This is a genomic window from Rhodococcus sp. IEGM1428 (assembly GCF_050321865.1).
In the GTDB taxonomy this organism is placed as follows: domain Bacteria; phylum Actinomycetota; class Actinomycetes; order Mycobacteriales; family Mycobacteriaceae; genus Rhodococcoides.
The window spans coordinates 987,309-1,002,474 of sequence record NZ_JBNQFW010000002.1; the positions used below are offsets into that span (position 1 = coordinate 987,309).

General features: G+C 63.8%; 14 protein-coding genes, 1 tRNA gene and 1 other RNA gene. 10 read left to right on the forward strand and 6 right to left on the reverse strand.

Going from position 1 to position 15,166, the window contains the following annotated elements:
- Window positions 1-87: 87 nt before the first annotated feature.
- Window positions 88-175: transfer RNA gene (locus tag ACQR3T_RS13245), tRNA-Ser, on the reverse strand.
- A 95-nt stretch (window positions 176-270) separates the two neighbouring features.
- On the opposite strand from ACQR3T_RS13245, the gene ffs reads away from it, so the two are divergent.
- Both ffs and ACQR3T_RS13255 read left to right on the forward strand, forming a co-directional pair.
- Window positions 271-365, forward strand: an RNA gene (gene ffs, locus ACQR3T_RS13250) — signal recognition particle sRNA small type.
- A 54-nt stretch (window positions 366-419) separates the two neighbouring features.
- Complete coding sequence (locus ACQR3T_RS13255) at window positions 420-1,706, forward strand: aminotransferase class I/II-fold pyridoxal phosphate-dependent enzyme (protein ID WP_032379965.1); 1,287 nt, start codon at window positions 420-422, stop codon at window positions 1,704-1,706.
- A gap of 54 nt (window positions 1,707-1,760) precedes the next feature.
- Here ACQR3T_RS13255 and ACQR3T_RS13260 read toward each other — a convergent pair whose 3' ends face one another.
- Window positions 1,761-3,278 (reverse strand): DHA2 family efflux MFS transporter permease subunit, encoded by a 1,518-nt coding sequence (locus tag ACQR3T_RS13260; RefSeq protein WP_428693717.1) that lies wholly within the window; start codon window positions 3,276-3,278, stop codon window positions 1,761-1,763.
- 105 nt (window positions 3,279-3,383) lie between these two features.
- On the opposite strand from ACQR3T_RS13260, the gene ACQR3T_RS13265 reads away from it, so the two are divergent.
- Both ACQR3T_RS13265 and ACQR3T_RS13270 read left to right on the forward strand, forming a co-directional pair.
- Window positions 3,384-4,055, forward strand: a complete 672-nt coding sequence (locus ACQR3T_RS13265) for a TetR/AcrR family transcriptional regulator (protein WP_428693718.1) — start codon at window positions 3,384-3,386, stop codon at window positions 4,053-4,055.
- A 137-nt stretch (window positions 4,056-4,192) separates the two neighbouring features.
- Complete coding sequence (locus ACQR3T_RS13270) at window positions 4,193-5,473, forward strand: lipase family protein (protein WP_371829215.1); 1,281 nt, start codon at window positions 4,193-4,195, stop codon at window positions 5,471-5,473.
- A gap of 25 nt (window positions 5,474-5,498) precedes the next feature.
- Here ACQR3T_RS13270 and ACQR3T_RS13275 read toward each other — a convergent pair whose 3' ends face one another.
- The gene (locus ACQR3T_RS13275; RefSeq protein WP_428693719.1) at window positions 5,499-5,828 is read right to left on the reverse strand and encodes a YnfA family protein; all 330 of its coding nucleotides are present in this window, start codon (window positions 5,826-5,828) and stop codon (window positions 5,499-5,501) included.
- Between the two features lie 105 nt (window positions 5,829-5,933).
- Between ACQR3T_RS13275 and phoU the strand changes: the two genes are divergently transcribed.
- The 4 genes from phoU (at window position 5,934) to ACQR3T_RS13295 (ending at window position 9,040) form a co-directional block, all read left to right on the forward strand.
- Window positions 5,934-6,587, forward strand: coding sequence for a phosphate signaling complex protein PhoU (gene phoU / locus ACQR3T_RS13280; protein ID WP_428693720.1), 654 nt, complete (start codon window positions 5,934-5,936; stop codon window positions 6,585-6,587).
- Window positions 6,588-6,624: 37 nt separating this feature from the next.
- Window positions 6,625-7,428, forward strand: coding sequence for a transglutaminase-like domain-containing protein (locus ACQR3T_RS13285; RefSeq protein ID WP_052058346.1), 804 nt, complete (start codon window positions 6,625-6,627; stop codon window positions 7,426-7,428).
- A 173-nt stretch (window positions 7,429-7,601) separates the two neighbouring features.
- Window positions 7,602-8,732: a hypothetical protein gene (locus tag ACQR3T_RS13290; RefSeq protein WP_428693721.1), complete on the forward strand. Its 1,131-nt coding sequence runs from the start codon at window positions 7,602-7,604 to the stop codon at window positions 8,730-8,732.
- A 5-nt stretch (window positions 8,733-8,737) separates the two neighbouring features.
- Complete coding sequence (locus tag ACQR3T_RS13295) at window positions 8,738-9,040, forward strand: hypothetical protein (RefSeq protein ID WP_428693722.1); 303 nt, start codon at window positions 8,738-8,740, stop codon at window positions 9,038-9,040.
- Between the two features lie 169 nt (window positions 9,041-9,209).
- On the opposite strand, the gene ACQR3T_RS13300 is transcribed toward ACQR3T_RS13295, so the two are convergent.
- The 3 genes from ACQR3T_RS13300 to ACQR3T_RS13310 all read right to left on the reverse strand — a co-directional run bounded on the left by ACQR3T_RS13300 (window position 9,210) and on the right by ACQR3T_RS13310 (window position 12,045).
- Complete coding sequence (locus ACQR3T_RS13300; RefSeq protein WP_428693723.1) at window positions 9,210-9,722, reverse strand: hypothetical protein; 513 nt, start codon at window positions 9,720-9,722, stop codon at window positions 9,210-9,212.
- A gap of 134 nt (window positions 9,723-9,856) precedes the next feature.
- Window positions 9,857-10,927: a hypothetical protein gene (locus ACQR3T_RS13305; RefSeq protein WP_428693724.1), complete on the reverse strand. Its 1,071-nt coding sequence runs from the start codon at window positions 10,925-10,927 to the stop codon at window positions 9,857-9,859.
- Between the two features lie 533 nt (window positions 10,928-11,460).
- Window positions 11,461-12,045, reverse strand: a complete 585-nt coding sequence (locus ACQR3T_RS13310; protein WP_428693725.1) for a DUF6461 domain-containing protein — start codon at window positions 12,043-12,045, stop codon at window positions 11,461-11,463.
- 97 nt (window positions 12,046-12,142) lie between these two features.
- On the opposite strand from ACQR3T_RS13310, the gene ACQR3T_RS13315 reads away from it, so the two are divergent.
- Together ACQR3T_RS13315 and ACQR3T_RS13320 are read left to right on the forward strand one after the other, a co-directional pair.
- Window positions 12,143-12,718, forward strand: a complete 576-nt coding sequence (locus tag ACQR3T_RS13315; protein WP_037175881.1) for an HhH-GPD-type base excision DNA repair protein — start codon at window positions 12,143-12,145, stop codon at window positions 12,716-12,718.
- A 52-nt stretch (window positions 12,719-12,770) separates the two neighbouring features.
- Complete coding sequence (locus tag ACQR3T_RS13320; RefSeq protein WP_428693726.1) at window positions 12,771-15,164, forward strand: helicase-associated domain-containing protein; 2,394 nt, start codon at window positions 12,771-12,773, stop codon at window positions 15,162-15,164.
- Window positions 15,165-15,166: the final 2 nt, after the last annotated feature.

The following is a 15,166-nucleotide window of genomic DNA, read 5'->3' on the forward strand; positions in this document are numbered from 1 at the left end:
ACCGACAGGGCGACACGGGTGGAGCGGGCGAATGGCAACAACCCTCGAACAGCAAGAAGCCCCCGTGACATGTCACGGGGGCTTCTCTGGCGGAGGATAGGGGATTTGAACCCCTGAGGGCGTTAACCCAACCCGCGTTCCAGGCGAGCGCCATAGGCCACTAGGCGAATCCTCCGTGGGGGAGCTTACCCGGTTACCCCCACCATCTCCCAAATCGGGAGGCGCGAAGGGTGGTGATGCGACCACGCCGCGGGGACGGCTACACTTCCTAACGGATCCCGCGCGGCGCGCATCCTGTGAACTCCCCCAGGGCCGGAAGGCAGCAAGGGTCAATGGGCTCTGCCGGGTGCGCGGGGTCCCCTTTATTTCAGTGACATCAACACTGTCCGGGGAACCCAGTCACCGAGAGGCCGCTCCGCATGCCAGCGCAAACCCAGTTGGGTCTGATGAACCATGAGGAGCTCGCCTCCGAGCACGAGCGGCAGAGCGCGAAGTACACGCAGCTCAAGGCCGAGAATCTGAAGCTCGATCTCACCCGCGGCAAGCCGTCACCCGAGCAGCTCGATCTCGCTGCCGATCTGTTGACGCTTCCCGGCGCGGATTTCAAGGACGGCAACGGCACCGATTGCCGCAACTACGGCGGCCTCGCGGGTCTGCCGGAATTGCGTGCCATCTTCGGTGAACTGCTCGGTATCCCGGTCAAGAACTTGCTCGCCGGCAACAATGCGAGCCTCGAGATCATGCAGGACCTGGTGGTCTGGGCTCTGCTGCACGGTCTGCCCGATTCGCCCCGCGCCTGGTCGGCCGAGCCGAACATCAGATTCCTCTGCCCGGCACCCGGGTACGACCGGCACTTTGCGATCACCGAGAGCTTCGGCATCGAGATGATCCCGGTTCCGATGGGGCCCGACGGCCCGGACGTGCACGAGATCGCCACTCTGGTGGCGTCGGATCCGCAGATCAAGGGCATGTGGGTGGTGCCGAACTACGCCAATCCCACCGGTGCCGTCTACTCGGAGGAGGTCGTTCGCGCGCTGGCCACCATGCCCGCTGCAGCACCCGACTTCCGTCTGTTCTGGGACAACGCCTACGCGGTGCACCCGCTGACCGAGGAGTTCGCGCCGTCCTACGACGTCATCGGGATGGCAGCCGAGGCAGGTTTCCCCAATCGTGCGTTCGTGTTCGCCTCGACGTCGAAGGTGACGTTCGCCGGTGCGGGCGTCAGCTTCTTCGGCAGCTCCGAGGAGAACCTCGCCTGGTACCAGAAGCACCTCGGCAAGAAGAGCATCGGCCCGGACAAGCTCAACCAGCTTCGGCATCTGCGTTTCTTCGGCGACGCCGAGGGGGTCCGGGCCCACATGGCCAAGCATCGCGAGATCCTGAAGCCCAAGTTCGCCCTGGTGCAGCAGATCCTCGAAGATCGGCTCGGGGCGTCGAAGATCGCCTCGTGGACCGAACCCAAGGGCGGTTACTTCATCAGCCTCGACGTGCTCGAGGGCACGGCCGCGCGGTCGATCGCGCTGGCCAAGGACGCCGGAATTGCGTTGACGGCCGCCGGCTCGGCCTTCCCGTACGGAAAAGATCCGGAAGACAAGAACATTCGTCTCGCCCCGAGCTTCCCCTCGCTCGGTGAGCTGGAGAAGTCGATGGACGGCGTCGCGACCTGTGTTCTGCTGGCCGCGACGGAGAAACTGCTCGAAAGCTAGTGGTGTGGTTATGTGCCTCAGGGGGCACATAACCACACCACTGCGCTAGCGCACTCAGTGGCCGACGACAACCGCACCTTCGGGGGCCGAGGGCAACGGTCCCTTCTTCAGGAGCGTGGCCGACAGCACTGCGCCGAGCAGGAAGATTCCCGACGCCCACCAGAACGTGGTGGTGTAGCTGGCGATCTCGGCGTTGGCTTGCAGCAGAGCCGCATCGGTGGCCGTTGCCATGTTGGAGCTGACGTAGCTGGTGGCCGCGTTGGCGGCGACGGTGCTGAGCAGCGCCGTGCCGATCGAGCCGCCCACCTGCTGCATCGTGTTCACCGTGGCCGACGCGACGCCGGAGTCGTCCGCGTCGACGCCCGAGATCGCGCCCTGCATGGCCGGTGCCATGGTGGCTCCGAGTCCGAGGCCCATGATGACCAGGCCGGGCAGGATGTGCGTGACGTAGCTGCTGTCGATGTCGATCTGCGTCAGCAGCCCCATTCCGACGGAAGCCACGACCAGGCCGGTCGTCATCAGGATGCGGGGTCCGAAGCGGGGAAGGATCAGCGCCGTGGACAGTGTCGCCGTGAGAATCAGCGACGCGATCATCGGCATGAACGCGAACCCGGTGGTGATGGGTGTGTACTTCAGCGTGTTCTGCAGGTAGTACGTCAGGAACAGGAACACCGCGAACATGCCTGCGCCGGTGACGAATACGGCGAGGAACGATCCCGCACGAGTGCGGTTCAGCACGATCCGCAGCGGCAGCAACGGATGCTCGACGCGCATCTGGATGGCCACGAACACCGCGAGCAGGACGACACCTGCGGCGAGGAATCCGAGGGTGACCGAGTTGCCCCAGCCGTCGGACTCGGCGTGGGCGAAGCCGTAGACGATCGAGAACAGCGCGGCCGAGACGGCGATCGTGCCGGGGATGTCGAGCTTGGGGCGGACGTCGACCTTGTGCTTGGCCAGGAACAGGAAGGCGCCGACGAATGCGAGCGCGGCGAAGATCAGGTTGACGTACAGGCTCCAGCGCCAGTTGGCCCATTCGGTGAGCATGCCGCCGAGCAGCAGGCCCAGTGCGCCGCCGCCGCCGGCGATGGCACCGAAGATGCCGAATGCCTTGGCGCGTTCCTTGGTATCGGTGAAGGTGGTGGCCAACAGAGACAGAGCCGCGGGCGCGAGGAGAGCGCCGAAGACGCCCTGACCGGCGCGGGCCGCGACGAGCATGCCGAAGTTGACGGCCGCGCCGCCCACCGCCGACATCAGCGCGAAGCCGACGAGTCCGATGAGGAAGGTGTTGCGTCGTCCGAACAGGTCGCTGAGGCGGCCGCCGAGCAGCAACAGGCTGCCGAACGCGAGTGCATACGCGGTGACGACCCAGGAGCGGTCGGCGTTGTCGAAGCCCAGGTCGAGCTGGGCGGCGGGGAGTGCGATGTTCACGATGGTCGCGTCGAGCACGACCATGAGCTGAGCCAGTCCGAGCGTCGCGAGAATCAGCCAACGATTCCGATGCGCGCGCTCGTCGACCGGCGAAGTGGTCGACGTGGCGTCGCCCACGTTCTCCGATGAAATGGTGGTCATAGTGTCCTCGGTTCGACTATGCGGAGGTGTACCCTCCGGTTGTAGAGCAAAGGTAGCAGCTAAGTGGAGGAGTGTCCTCCGCTTATCGGGTGAAACGGACATCGAATGAGTGTGAGAGCGGACACAACAGCATCGAAGCCTCTACGGGCAGATGCCGAACGCAATCGACGTCGCATCGTGGATGCGGCCCGTGAGCTGTTCGCCTCACATGGCATCGACATCACTCTCGACGACGTCGCGGCGCACGCCAAGGTGGGCGTCGGAACCGTCTATCGACGCTTCTCGTGCAAGGAAGAACTGATCGACGGTGTATTCGAGCAGCGACTCGAGGACATGCTCGCAACCGCAAAGCGGGCGCTCGAGGCGAAGGATCCATGGGAAGGGCTGGTGCAGTTCCTGACCGAGGTGTGTGAGGGGATGTCCTCCGATCGCGGTCTCGGTGAGGTCGTCCTCGGCTCGGACGAGGGCTGCCGCGGCATCGCGCAGGTTCGTTCGCGCATCGATCCGTTCTTCGAGAAAATCGTCGACCGGGCGCTTGCATCCGGACAGCTGCGGTCCGACATTGCAGTCAACGACTTCTATCCGGTACTCGGCATGATCGGCGCGAGCGTCGAGTTCTCCACCGCCGTCGACGCCTCCAACTGGCGTCGCTACTTCACCGTGTTGCTCGACGGGCTGCGGGGTGACGGCGTTCCGCGATCGACGCTGCCCGGACGCCCGTTCAACAGCGAAGAAGTCGACGTGGCCAAAGCCGCGATGCATCGGCGACGACGCTGACGGTGAGGAATCCAAACTAGCCCTATGCGTTGTGTGACGCATCACGTAAGGTGCGTCACGATAAGTGCTACACGGGGTAGCGCTCACTTGAAGACAAGTGATCGACGTTGGGGGTTTCCAGGGTGCGGTACAAGTGCGTGTTCGGTTCGGCTGTCGCAGTAGCGGCAGTGTTCATCGGGGTGACGGCACCGACTGTGTCGGCTGCTCCGTCCACGGGTTCCACGGTCGAATCTGATTTCTATGTGCCGCCGAGCCCACTGCCCGCTGGCTCGCCGGGTGACGTGATCCGTTCGGAGCCTTCGCATCTCGCTCTGTCGGTCCCCGGGATCGGCGGCCCGCTGCCCGGTGCCGCTACTCGAATCATGTACCGCAGCACCGACTCCAACGACGCGCCCAATGCCGTCACCGGCACCTACATCGATCCTGCCGCGGAATGGACCGGCCCGGGTCCGCGTCCGCTGGTGGTACTTGCCCCGGGAACTCAGGGTCAGGGCGATCAGTGCGCGCCGTCGAAGATGCTCAACAACGTCATCACCTACACCCCGCCGCTCGGCTTCATGGTCGAGTACGAGGTGCTCGCTGCGTATTCGCTGCTGTCCCAGGGCTATGGCGTCGTCATCACCGACTACGAGGGCCTCGGTACGCCCGGTGCGCACACGTACGTCAACCGCGCCTCGGAAGCGCACGCAGTACTCGACGCGGCCCGCGCGGCCCAGAAATTGCAGGGCACCAAAATTTCCGGCGACGGTCCGGTGGCCGCGTACGGCTACTCGCAGGGTGGCGGCGCGGCTGCTGCAGCAGCAGAACTCGCCGGTGAGTACGCACCGGAGATGAACCTCGTCGGCACCTACGCAGGCGCACCGCCGGCAGATCTGAAGGCAACTCTCGAGCAGGTGGACGGCACCATCCTCACCGGCGTCATCGGCTACACCCTCAACGGTCTACTCAATTCCGACCCCGGTCTGCGGCCGATCGTCGACGAGAACATCAACGACGCAGGCAAGGCCATGCTGAATTTGGTGGCCAATCAGTGTGTGGGAGAAACGATTCTGAACGTCGGGCTGCACCGCACCAACGAGTACACCAAGACCGGCGAGCCGCTGTCGGTGGTGCTGGACAGGTTGCCCGTCGCTCAGGAGATCCTGGCCAAGAACAAGATCGGTGAGCGTACTCCGAATGCTCCGGTGCTGATCCAGTCCGGTACGTCCGACGACATCGTGCCCCACGGACAAGCAGTCGGTCTGGCCGGTGACTGGTGCGGCAAGGGTGCCACCGTGCAGCTGAGCTCCGCGCAGGTTCCGGCGATTGTGCCGGGATCCGGTGCAGGACACCTCATTCCAGATATCTTGGGTCTCGGCGAGGCGCAGAATTGGATCAAGGATCGGTTCTACGGCGTGCCTGCACCGTCGAACTGCTGATCTGCTGAAGTACGGCCCGCGCGAGTCAGCGCGGGCCGTACATGATCACCGCGACGCCGATCAAAGCGATCGCCGCGCCGGTGATGTCCCAGCGGTCGGGCCGAAATCCGTCGACCACCATGGCCCAGAGCAGTGACCCAGCCACGAACACTCCGCCGTACGCGGCGAGGATGCGGCCGAAGTTGGCGTCGGGCTGCAGGGTGGCGACAAATCCGTAGGCGCCGAGGGCGATCACCCCGGCTCCGGCCCACAGCCATCCCCGATGCTCGCGAATTCCCTGCCACACCAGCCATGCCCCGCCGATCTCGAACAGGGCGGCCACCGCGAACAACATGACCGACTTCACAATGTTCATGCGACAAAGGCTCCCACGGCACCGACCCGGTGTAGAAGGATGCGTTTGGGGGTACAGGCCTACAGGCCCCGCGTCGAGGGCTGAGTCGGTAGGGGTGAGTAGTACATGAGGGACAGTTACACGGAGGCGCTCGACACTTTGGCGTCGGACCTGTCCGAAATGTCGAGAATTGCCGAGAAGGCAATGGAAGACGCCACCCGGGCATTGCTGACGGCAGACATCGTCCTCGCCGAACAGACCATCGAATACCGCGAAGAAATCGACACACTCGCGGTCGAATGGGAGCACGGAGCGTTCGGCTTCCTGGCCCTACAGGCACCCGTTGCTCACGACCTACGCCGAGTCGTCTCCGGCATCAACATCGTCGCCGATCTGCAGCGAATGGGCGGCCTTGCCGTGCATATTGCCGAACTGGCTCGTCGCCGCCATCCCGCGCACGTACTGCCGCCCGAAGTCGAGGGCGTGTTCGAGCAGATGGGTCGAGTTGCCGTCGCGCAGGCCGAGGTGACGCAACGCGTGCTGGAAACCAGAGACGCCGAACTCGCCGCAAGTCTGCGCATTCAGGACGAGGAAATGGACGCACTGCATCGCAGCCTGTTCATGTTGACCTCCGCACCCGATTGGCCGCACGGCGTGCCTGCCGCAGTGGACATCACGTTGCTCGGCCGGTTCTACGAGCGCTATTCCGATCACACGGTCGAGGTCGCCAAGAGAGTCATATTTCTGGTGACGGGCGAACGTCTCACCGACGAGTCATGATCTGCGCGAACGGCTCGGAGATGGCAGGATCGGCACGATGAAACGTGACGTCTCCGCGTACCTCGATGTCGACGTGACCGAGGCCAGCACCCTCGAGTTCCAGATCGCGATCGCACCGCATCCAGGAACCGAAGTGTGGGAAGCGCTGTCGTTCACACTCGACGGTCAGCCGGTCGAAGCGCAGGAGATCAGCGGCGCGCACGGCACCCGGATCCACAAGCTGTACGCCGGAGTCGGCAAGCTCGAGGCGTCGTACTCGGCAACCATCTACGGCAACACCGAGCCTGCCCCGGTCTCCGATTACGATCTCTCGCTGTACCTGCGGCCCAGCCGCTACTCCGAAGCAGACAAGTTCTTCGGCTTCGCAGCAACCGAATTCGGTTCCTACCCGCCGTCGGAGAAGCTGCTCGCCGAGGTCTCGTCCTGGGTCGGGGCGCGGCTGAGCTACGTCCCGGGCAGCAGTGACCCCATCGACGGTGCGGTGGACACTCTCCTCGCCGGTGCCGGAGTGTGCCGCGATTACACCCACCTCGTGGTGGCCTTGTTGCGTGCGGTCAACGTCCCTGCTCGCCTGGTAGCGGTCTACGCGCCCGGCTGCGATCCGATGGACTTCCACGCGGTCGCCGAAGCATTCGTCGAAGGCCAATGGCGAGTGGTGGACGCGACCTGCCTCGCGCCGCGATCGACCTTGGTCCGCATCGCCACCGGACGGGACGCAGCCGATACCGCTTTCCTGGACAACCACGGCGGATCGATCATCCTCAACAGCGCCGTCGTCGGAGCCGTCGTCGACGGCCCCTTGCCCTTCGACGACATCACTCAACTGGTGTCGATTACCTGACCGGGTCGCGCCTGAGGGCTCCGCTCCTGGCATCTGATCGTGTCGAGTCGGAGCCGCGTTAGGCTGCGGCGGTGCGAATCTCTGTGCGGCGCGGTGGTGTGCGGACCGATGGGGTGGTCGTCGGCGTAGTCGTAGCCGTTGGTGTCGTTGCCGCAGGTCTTACTCACCAACCGATGGGGCAGTCAGGATTGGGCTATCTCAGTGAGCCTGTGGACTACCCCGTCGATATTCCTGGGTGCGACTCCGTGGATCCGCCCGAGGAAGAGCAGTTCTACGGGGTGATGACCACGGGCCAGGAGGATTACGACAATCCCGCCTACCCTTGGCTGACGTCGAAAAAGGCGAACGCTATGTCGATCGCGGTGCGCGAGGCCCTACCCCCTCAGGTCGACGTCGCGGACGGTTCGTCGTATCGGTTCGGGGGCGATCCGCTGGTCTTTCAACCCGTAGCCGGCGCGGACGGAGCGTATGACCCCGGCACCTCCGCGGATGGGGTGGTCTCTCGCGACGGCGTCGACGGTTCGCTGACGGTCAATGTCACCCGCGTCGACGATGGGCCCAAGCCATGCCAGGCCGGATGGCTCGATGCTCGCGAAACTATGTCCGACGGAACCGTCGTCGACACCCGGGACACCTGGGACGAATTCGACGGGGACCGCTCGCAGTCCAATATCGTCCGCATGTATGCGCGCGACGGTTCCGTCGTCGTAGCGTCGTCGTCGGACCGGAACTCCGATTACGAGTCCACCGGTTCCGTGCCACTGTCGATCGAGGAGTTACGCACCATAGCGCTGCGGCCGGAATTGCTCTCGTCTACACCAGTTCCGGATGGAATACCGCCGCTTCCGATTTCGTGTGACACCAATTCCGAGGGCACAGGGCAGTTCTCGTCTCGGACCGTCGATCGCGTCAATGCTTCACTGGACGATTTCTGGCGAGCGGCCGAGATTTCGGTGGAACTCGACAGACCGCTCGGATCGATGCGAACCTCCCCCTCAGGCTCGGCTGGAGCGTGCGGAGCCGTGAAGGCAGGCGACGGCACCCTCTTGATCAGAGTGATCGACGCGGACTACGAGCCGTCCGAGAAACCCGGGGGTGCGGTGACATTGGCGGACGGTTCGCATTTTCGTGATGACAACCCGGGTTCGAGCACAATGACTCTCGACGGAGACCCGATCGAGGAGGTCACGTTGGTCAAACCGTCGGGGACCCGGGTGGACGTGCAGATCGCGGCTCGCGCCACCAGTATCGACCGACCACTTTTACAGGCAATCGCGCTGGCAGTGGCCGGATCGGTCGACTGAAAATCGTGATCTACATTGCCGGATTCGTGTTCATGGTGGTGGTATCGATTTCGGCTGTTCGTTCAGGTGACGGCCTTTCCAGGGCCGCCGTCACGCTGGTGTGGCTCCCCCTCGGCGTTGTTTTCCTGACCAGTTGGGTGTTCAGCCATCGGTGGGCAAACCAATCAGGTTGTCGCGAAGCCTTTCCTGAGCATTTCGGTTACCGTCCACCGGATTACGAGGTGGTGCCCTTCCCCGTCGAGGACCGGCAGATGTGGTGGCCTCTCGGTCGAGAATGCGTCGGCCGCGACTCCGATACCGCACAGTGATCGTCGAGCACGCTGGTTGGGGAACGACGATGATCGTGTATCCAGCCTTGACCTGTGCAGTGGTTGCATTGGCTGTCGTCGTAGTGAGAACGGCGTTTCTCGGACTACGCGACTGCCGTGCGTGGTCGTGAGCTCGTGGCGCGTCCGCCGACTTTGATTGCGCAAGAGGCTAATGCCAGTACTCGGGTTCGCTTTCGGGGTCGTCGAAAACGGTGGCGATTTGATCGTTGTCAAGAATCTCGTCGATGGCCTCAGGTGCGGCTGCGATGGTGGCAAAGTGCGGATCGACATCGTTGGTGATGCACCAGGAGTGGTCGGCAGGGAAGATGAAGGCGGGGTTAGGTGTGTCGCCATACGACCATAATGCTGGATTGCTGCTGTTCCAATGTTCATAGTCGGCGAGCGTGCCGCGTAGGAGCCAGTAGTCGCGGTTGGGAATCTTGAAGTTCGGCCACGATGCGATGGTGATGGAATCCCAGCCATCCCAGATGGCGAAGTAGCATTCGTCCGGGGTGGTCGTGTGCCTGGCCAGAACGTCGAGTGCTGTTGCGACCTGCGCCAGCTCGCTCGGGCCGTCTCTGTCGAGTTCGATGTCGCTCATTCTCTGCCCGGGGAATTGCGGGTCGGGGATGAACAACAGTCGCGCATACTTCTCGAAGCCGATCGGTCCGCGCCCGGCCAATCGATGCCACGGCAGGTTCTGAGACGTCATCCACAGTGTGGGTGTCGAATCGGTGCACAGCTCGAAAGTCATTGCTGCTTTTGTCCTTCAGTGGAGGTAACTCTCTGCGGGTCGTTCGAAAATCGACTCGTTCGTTACGGGTTCGGCGGTGTTTTCGGAACGAAGCGCGAGGCGTCGACCGTGATGGAGGCGACGACGTCGGCATTGGCAGGGTCGGCGAATGCATCCGGTGTTGTCCATCGAACAGTGACCGTCTCTGACTCGGCTGTCAGGTCGATACTCGACGCCGTACCGTTGGAGTCGATGCGGCGCAACATATTGGTGCCGTCGACGGACCACTGCGTGCCGTCGACCGCCGTAGCGCGATCTGCTCGGGTAGCCCGGATGTCGTCGGGTCCGTCGACGGGAGTGATGCGTCGGGTAAGTCTGTCCAGCAATCGAACTCGCTGCTCATCCGGGTAAGTCCTGATCACTCCATGACGTCGGTTACTGGTCATGGACGACCGTGTCCGCCCTAGGAGATACAGCTGTCCCTCGTGGACCGCGGTGGCCCAGCTGCCTTCGGTGGTGCATCGCTCGATGTTCAGCTCGATCTCGGGAGAAATGGTGCACAGGTGGATATCGTGCTCGGAGGTGATCCAGATGCCGTCGTCGATGGCGTGTATCCGACGCGACCAACGGTCGACCGAAGGCTCGATGGTCAGCGGCAGCAGGTAGCGAGTGATGACCGGAACTGCGCCCGCCGTATCGACCTGGAAAAGAACCGGGTCCGACGAGTGCATCACCCAGATCGAATCTCTCCTGATCGTCACAGCTCCAGCTGCGAACGGTCTGAGCGAAGGGGGGCTGTGGTCCAGATCCATTTCGATCAGTACACCCGACGCGATGAAGTCGCCGTCTTTGGTGTCCTTGGACGGCCACCAGTCGTGTGCGACGGGAATGGCATCGATCTCGATGAGCCGGTCGGTTCCGTCGATGGTGGTCCAGCCGTTTTCTATCGGTCGAACTTGTTTCTCTACGAGATGCATCAGGCGGATGCGACCGTGGACGCGGGGTGGCGCGTCCACGCCGAAGTCGGTGAGCATCGCGTTGAACGTTCCGGTCAGAGTGATCTCGCCATCGGTGGGTTCGTCGTTCCACCACCGGGCGCTCCAGCCGTCCCGGTAGACGAGGTGAAGCCACAGTAGACGCCCATCGCGGTGCATGCTGGGCGCTCGACCGTAGGCGGGTCTTGCTGTGGCAGTCCGTGTTTCATCGCACGGAGAAGGTGTATCCGTCAGCGAGTAATGCTCGAGGGCGACGTCGGCGAGATCGCCGACCGATGCGCGGGGAAAAGATCCATCCTGAATGACCCACCCTGCAACAAATACTCTGAGGTTGCGTGGAGACAAAGCGTTCATGCATTTCCCGACGCAGTAGGGGAGTCCGCACGACGAGGCGTGGCGGGCGTCGGGTCACCGTGTTCTGAAGACTACATGCGTTGGTGAAATCGAAGTGGCCGTTCGAGAGGCCGCGACTATTGCTGGGCGTGTTTCTCCCTGTCTGACACACGGGTGTGGGTGGGGTCCGCGTCAACTCATCGTCCGTGACGCTGGACCAGGCCGTGGGGTTGTTCAGCCGGGGATCTGCCCGTCGAAGTTTCCGCCCTAGGAAACGCTCGGATAGTCGTTGCGAGACACCGGAATCAGCTCCCTCACCATGCGGCGCGGTACGATTCCTTTCCGGCATGCGGTTCAGCTCACCCCTCGTTGCATGTTTCGACGATGACGGGGTCGATCGAATCGGCCGTCAAGGCAACCACTCCGGCCAGCCGTGCCTGCAGGCAGAGACCACCGGACATCCATTGCTCCCAGTCGATTCCGTCCTCCTCGTCGAGGAAGCCGTCGGGAGCAGATCGGTCGGTGGGGTCGGCTTCACGACCGAGCTCGAACTGCCGCTCGATCACACCGTCGACTGCATATACGAAGGTGGAGAGCGTATTCACATCCCACTGCACGGTGATGCTGGTGCCGAATGTGTCGGACAATTTCTCCGGAACAGGAGACAGCAAGCCCGAGATGGCGAACTCTTCGAGTACCCAGACCCAATTGCCCGCTACGCCGGCATAGCGTCTGGCCATGTCACTGTCGGGGAGGGAATCGGACCAATCGTCGACATCCATGTCGGCGGGCTTCCGAGATTTCGTGGGATTGACCGACGCGAACACCGCGAGCACGGCCTCGGGATCCGTCGAGCGCACCAGCGTGAAGCACAGGCCCAGGTCGAAGCGGTCGTCTTCATCGGCCCAGTCGAACTGGCTTTGCGAAATCTCGTTCGTAGTCATGAGACGAGCCTTTCATCATCGAAGACCCGGTACCAGCGCAGTGTTCGATGGCCTTCACACATGTTCACGGTGGGAGGTACATGGCAGGATCGGAGCCATGTCTCGCACACTGCACCTCGTCGGCGATCCGGAGGCCGATGCACTGCTCGCCGAGGATCCGTTCGCGCTGCTGATCGGCATGTTGCTCGATCAGCAGGTTCCGATGGAATCGGCGTTCGCCGGCCCGAAGAAGCTCGTCGACCGTCTCGGTGATCTGAAAGTCGACACCGTCGCCGACGCCGATCCGGATGAATTCGCCGCATTGTGCGCGCAGACCCCGGCCGTGCATCGGTTCCCCGGCTCGATGGCCAAGCGCATCCAGGGGCTGGCTGCGTTTCTGGTCGAGAACTACGACGGCAAGCCGCAGGAGATCTGGACCCGCGAGAACCCCGACGGTGCCGAAGTGTTGAAGCGTCTCAAAGCGCTCCCCGGATACGGCGATCAGAAGGCACGCATCTTCCTCGCGCTGCTCGGCAAGCAGATGGGCGTCACGCCCGACGGGTGGCGCAAGGCCGCCGGAGCGTACGGCGACGAGGATGCCCGTCGATCCATCGCCGACGTCGTGGACGAGAAATCCCTGCTCGAGGTGCGCGAGTTCAAGAAGGCAGCGAAAGCGGCAGCCAAGAAGAAGTAAGTCTGTCGGTGCCCGGCGGTAGCTTCGGCAGAACTTTCACCGGGGGGAAGAAATGACCGAGAGTATCGGGACGTACGAGGGGTGGCTGACTTCGCTCGGCGAGGACGAGCTGACCGGTCTGCTGCGCCGTCGACCGGATGTGGTCACCGACCCGCCACCGCGCTCGTTCGGATTACTCGCACAGTTGCTCGGCTCACCGTGGCGGGTGGCGGCCCTGCCGAGAAAGCTCGACCGGGGTGCGCTGGATCTGCTCGAATTGTTCGCCCTCATGGGCGATCTCAGCCGTGCCGAGGTCGGTCACTGGGTCTGCGAGGGAACGGCGAACCACACGCCGGACATCGAGGCCGCACTGGCCGAGCTGATGTCCTACGGTCTGATCCGGCCGCACACATCAGAAGGCTCGGATACGGTCGAATTCTGTCCAGTCGATTTGTCCGGGGTGTTCTCGCATCCGTTCGGACTGGCTCTGCGGCAGCGAAAGTTGTTCATGCGCTGTGCCGTCGAACAGGATCGGTTGGCCGTGCTGACCCGTGTAGGTGTCGACCCTTCGCTCGACCGGGCTGCACGCGCGGACGCCGTCGCAGCCGCAATGACCCCCGAACGAATCCGCGCCCTGTACGACGACGGCCCGGTCGAGATGCGAGAGATGTTGTCTCGCTTCGTCGATGGCAATCCGGTGTCGCTCATCTTCGATGTGCCGCCGACCGCAGGCGCCGCCGCTTTCGAGCGGGGATTGCTGTATCGACTGGATGGGCATCGCGTCGAGATGCCGCTCGAGGTGAGCATCGCGCTGCGAGGGCAGGGGTGGCGCTTGCCCATCGAACTCGCTCCGCCGAGCTTTGCCGCGCGCACGCTCTCGCAGGACGACGTACTCCGCACGCGTTCCATTGCCCTGCTGCAGTTCTGCGAACACACGCAGGCGCTGCTGACGGCCGTCGACACCGACGGCCTGACGATGATGAAGACCGGTGGTGTCAGCGCCAGAGAGCTCCGTTCGCTGACGACGCGCCTGGGATTTGCCGACGAGCACGACACTGCGCTGATGCTGATGCTGGCGCGCGAGGCCGGATTGATCGCCGAGCGGGGGAAGACCGGCGTCGCATTGACTTCGGCGTACGAAACATGGTCTACCAGTGCGCGAGCCGAGCAGGCGGCCACGTTGCTGGCCGCCTGGTGGTGTTCGCCGTTCACGCCGACGCATCGGGTGCCTCGAGCCTCGCAGAAGACCGTGCCGGTGCTCAAGAAGATGCTCGACGATCCTGCGGCGGCAGACCTGCGCGCGACGGCACTGACGGCTCTTCTGCGACACGATGGTCCCGACGCTCGGACGACCGTGCTGCCCGGTCCGGACGAATTCGCCTGCTACCTCGACTGGCATATCCCCGTTGTCTCGACCAGTGCCGGGGAAGGTCATGTGCGCGCGCTCTGGACCGAGGCCACTCGACTCGGGGTGCTGGCCGGCGGCGCACCGACCGATCTGTGCAGCATCCTCACGGAGTTTCCCGCCGGCCGGGACGGCGACCGCCGTCAGATCGCCTCGGCTCTGAACGAGCAGCTGCAGGACATGGCCCACCGGGTGCCGTTCTCGGTGCGGTTGCTGCCCGATTCGACGGCAGTGGTCACCGGACCACCGAGCACCGAGGTGGCGTCGATACTCGGCGCGGCCGCACAGCCGGAATCGCGGGAAGTTGCGTCGGTCTGGCGGTTCACTCCGGCGACCATCCGCGGCTTCTTCGACACCGGCGGCACCGGCGACGAGCTGATCGAGGCCTTGACAGGGATGGCCGAGGGTGACGTCCCCCAAGCGCTGGCGTACACGATCAAGGATTGTTGGCGCACCTACGGCGTGCTCGCCGTGCGCAGGATTCCCTGCGCCATCGTCTCCGAGGACGTCGTGCTGCTCACCACCATCGAGGAAGACGAGGCGCTGGCGGTGCTCGAGTTCCATCGGCTCGCGCCCACGGTCCTGGTCAGTTCGGCAACACCGATAGACACGATCGCCGTCCTCCGCAGGCACGGATACTCCCCGGTGCGGCACTCCGATACCGGGCAGCTCGAACTCGACAGCGCACCTCGGGTACGCGCGGTGACCCACCGGACGACACATCAGGCCGCCCACTCGGCACCGCCTCGACACGATCCACGGGAGCTGGCACGGTTGTTGCGCACCGGCGACTCGGGGCGCGTCGACCAGGCCCGAGTGCGAGCGTCGCTGCAACATCACAGCCGATTGCTGCCGAAGGAGCTCGATGTGTTGACCGACGCCGCAGCTCGGGGCACGCCTGTCTCCATCGACTACCAGAACTCCAAGGGTGCCATCGTGCGGCACGCGATCTCGGATGCCCTGCAAGACGGCAACTGGCTCTTCGCGCTCTCGGATTCCACCGGTACCAGGGAGAGCTTCGCGATCATGAACATCAGAGCGGTCTCCACCGGCTCACGGTGACG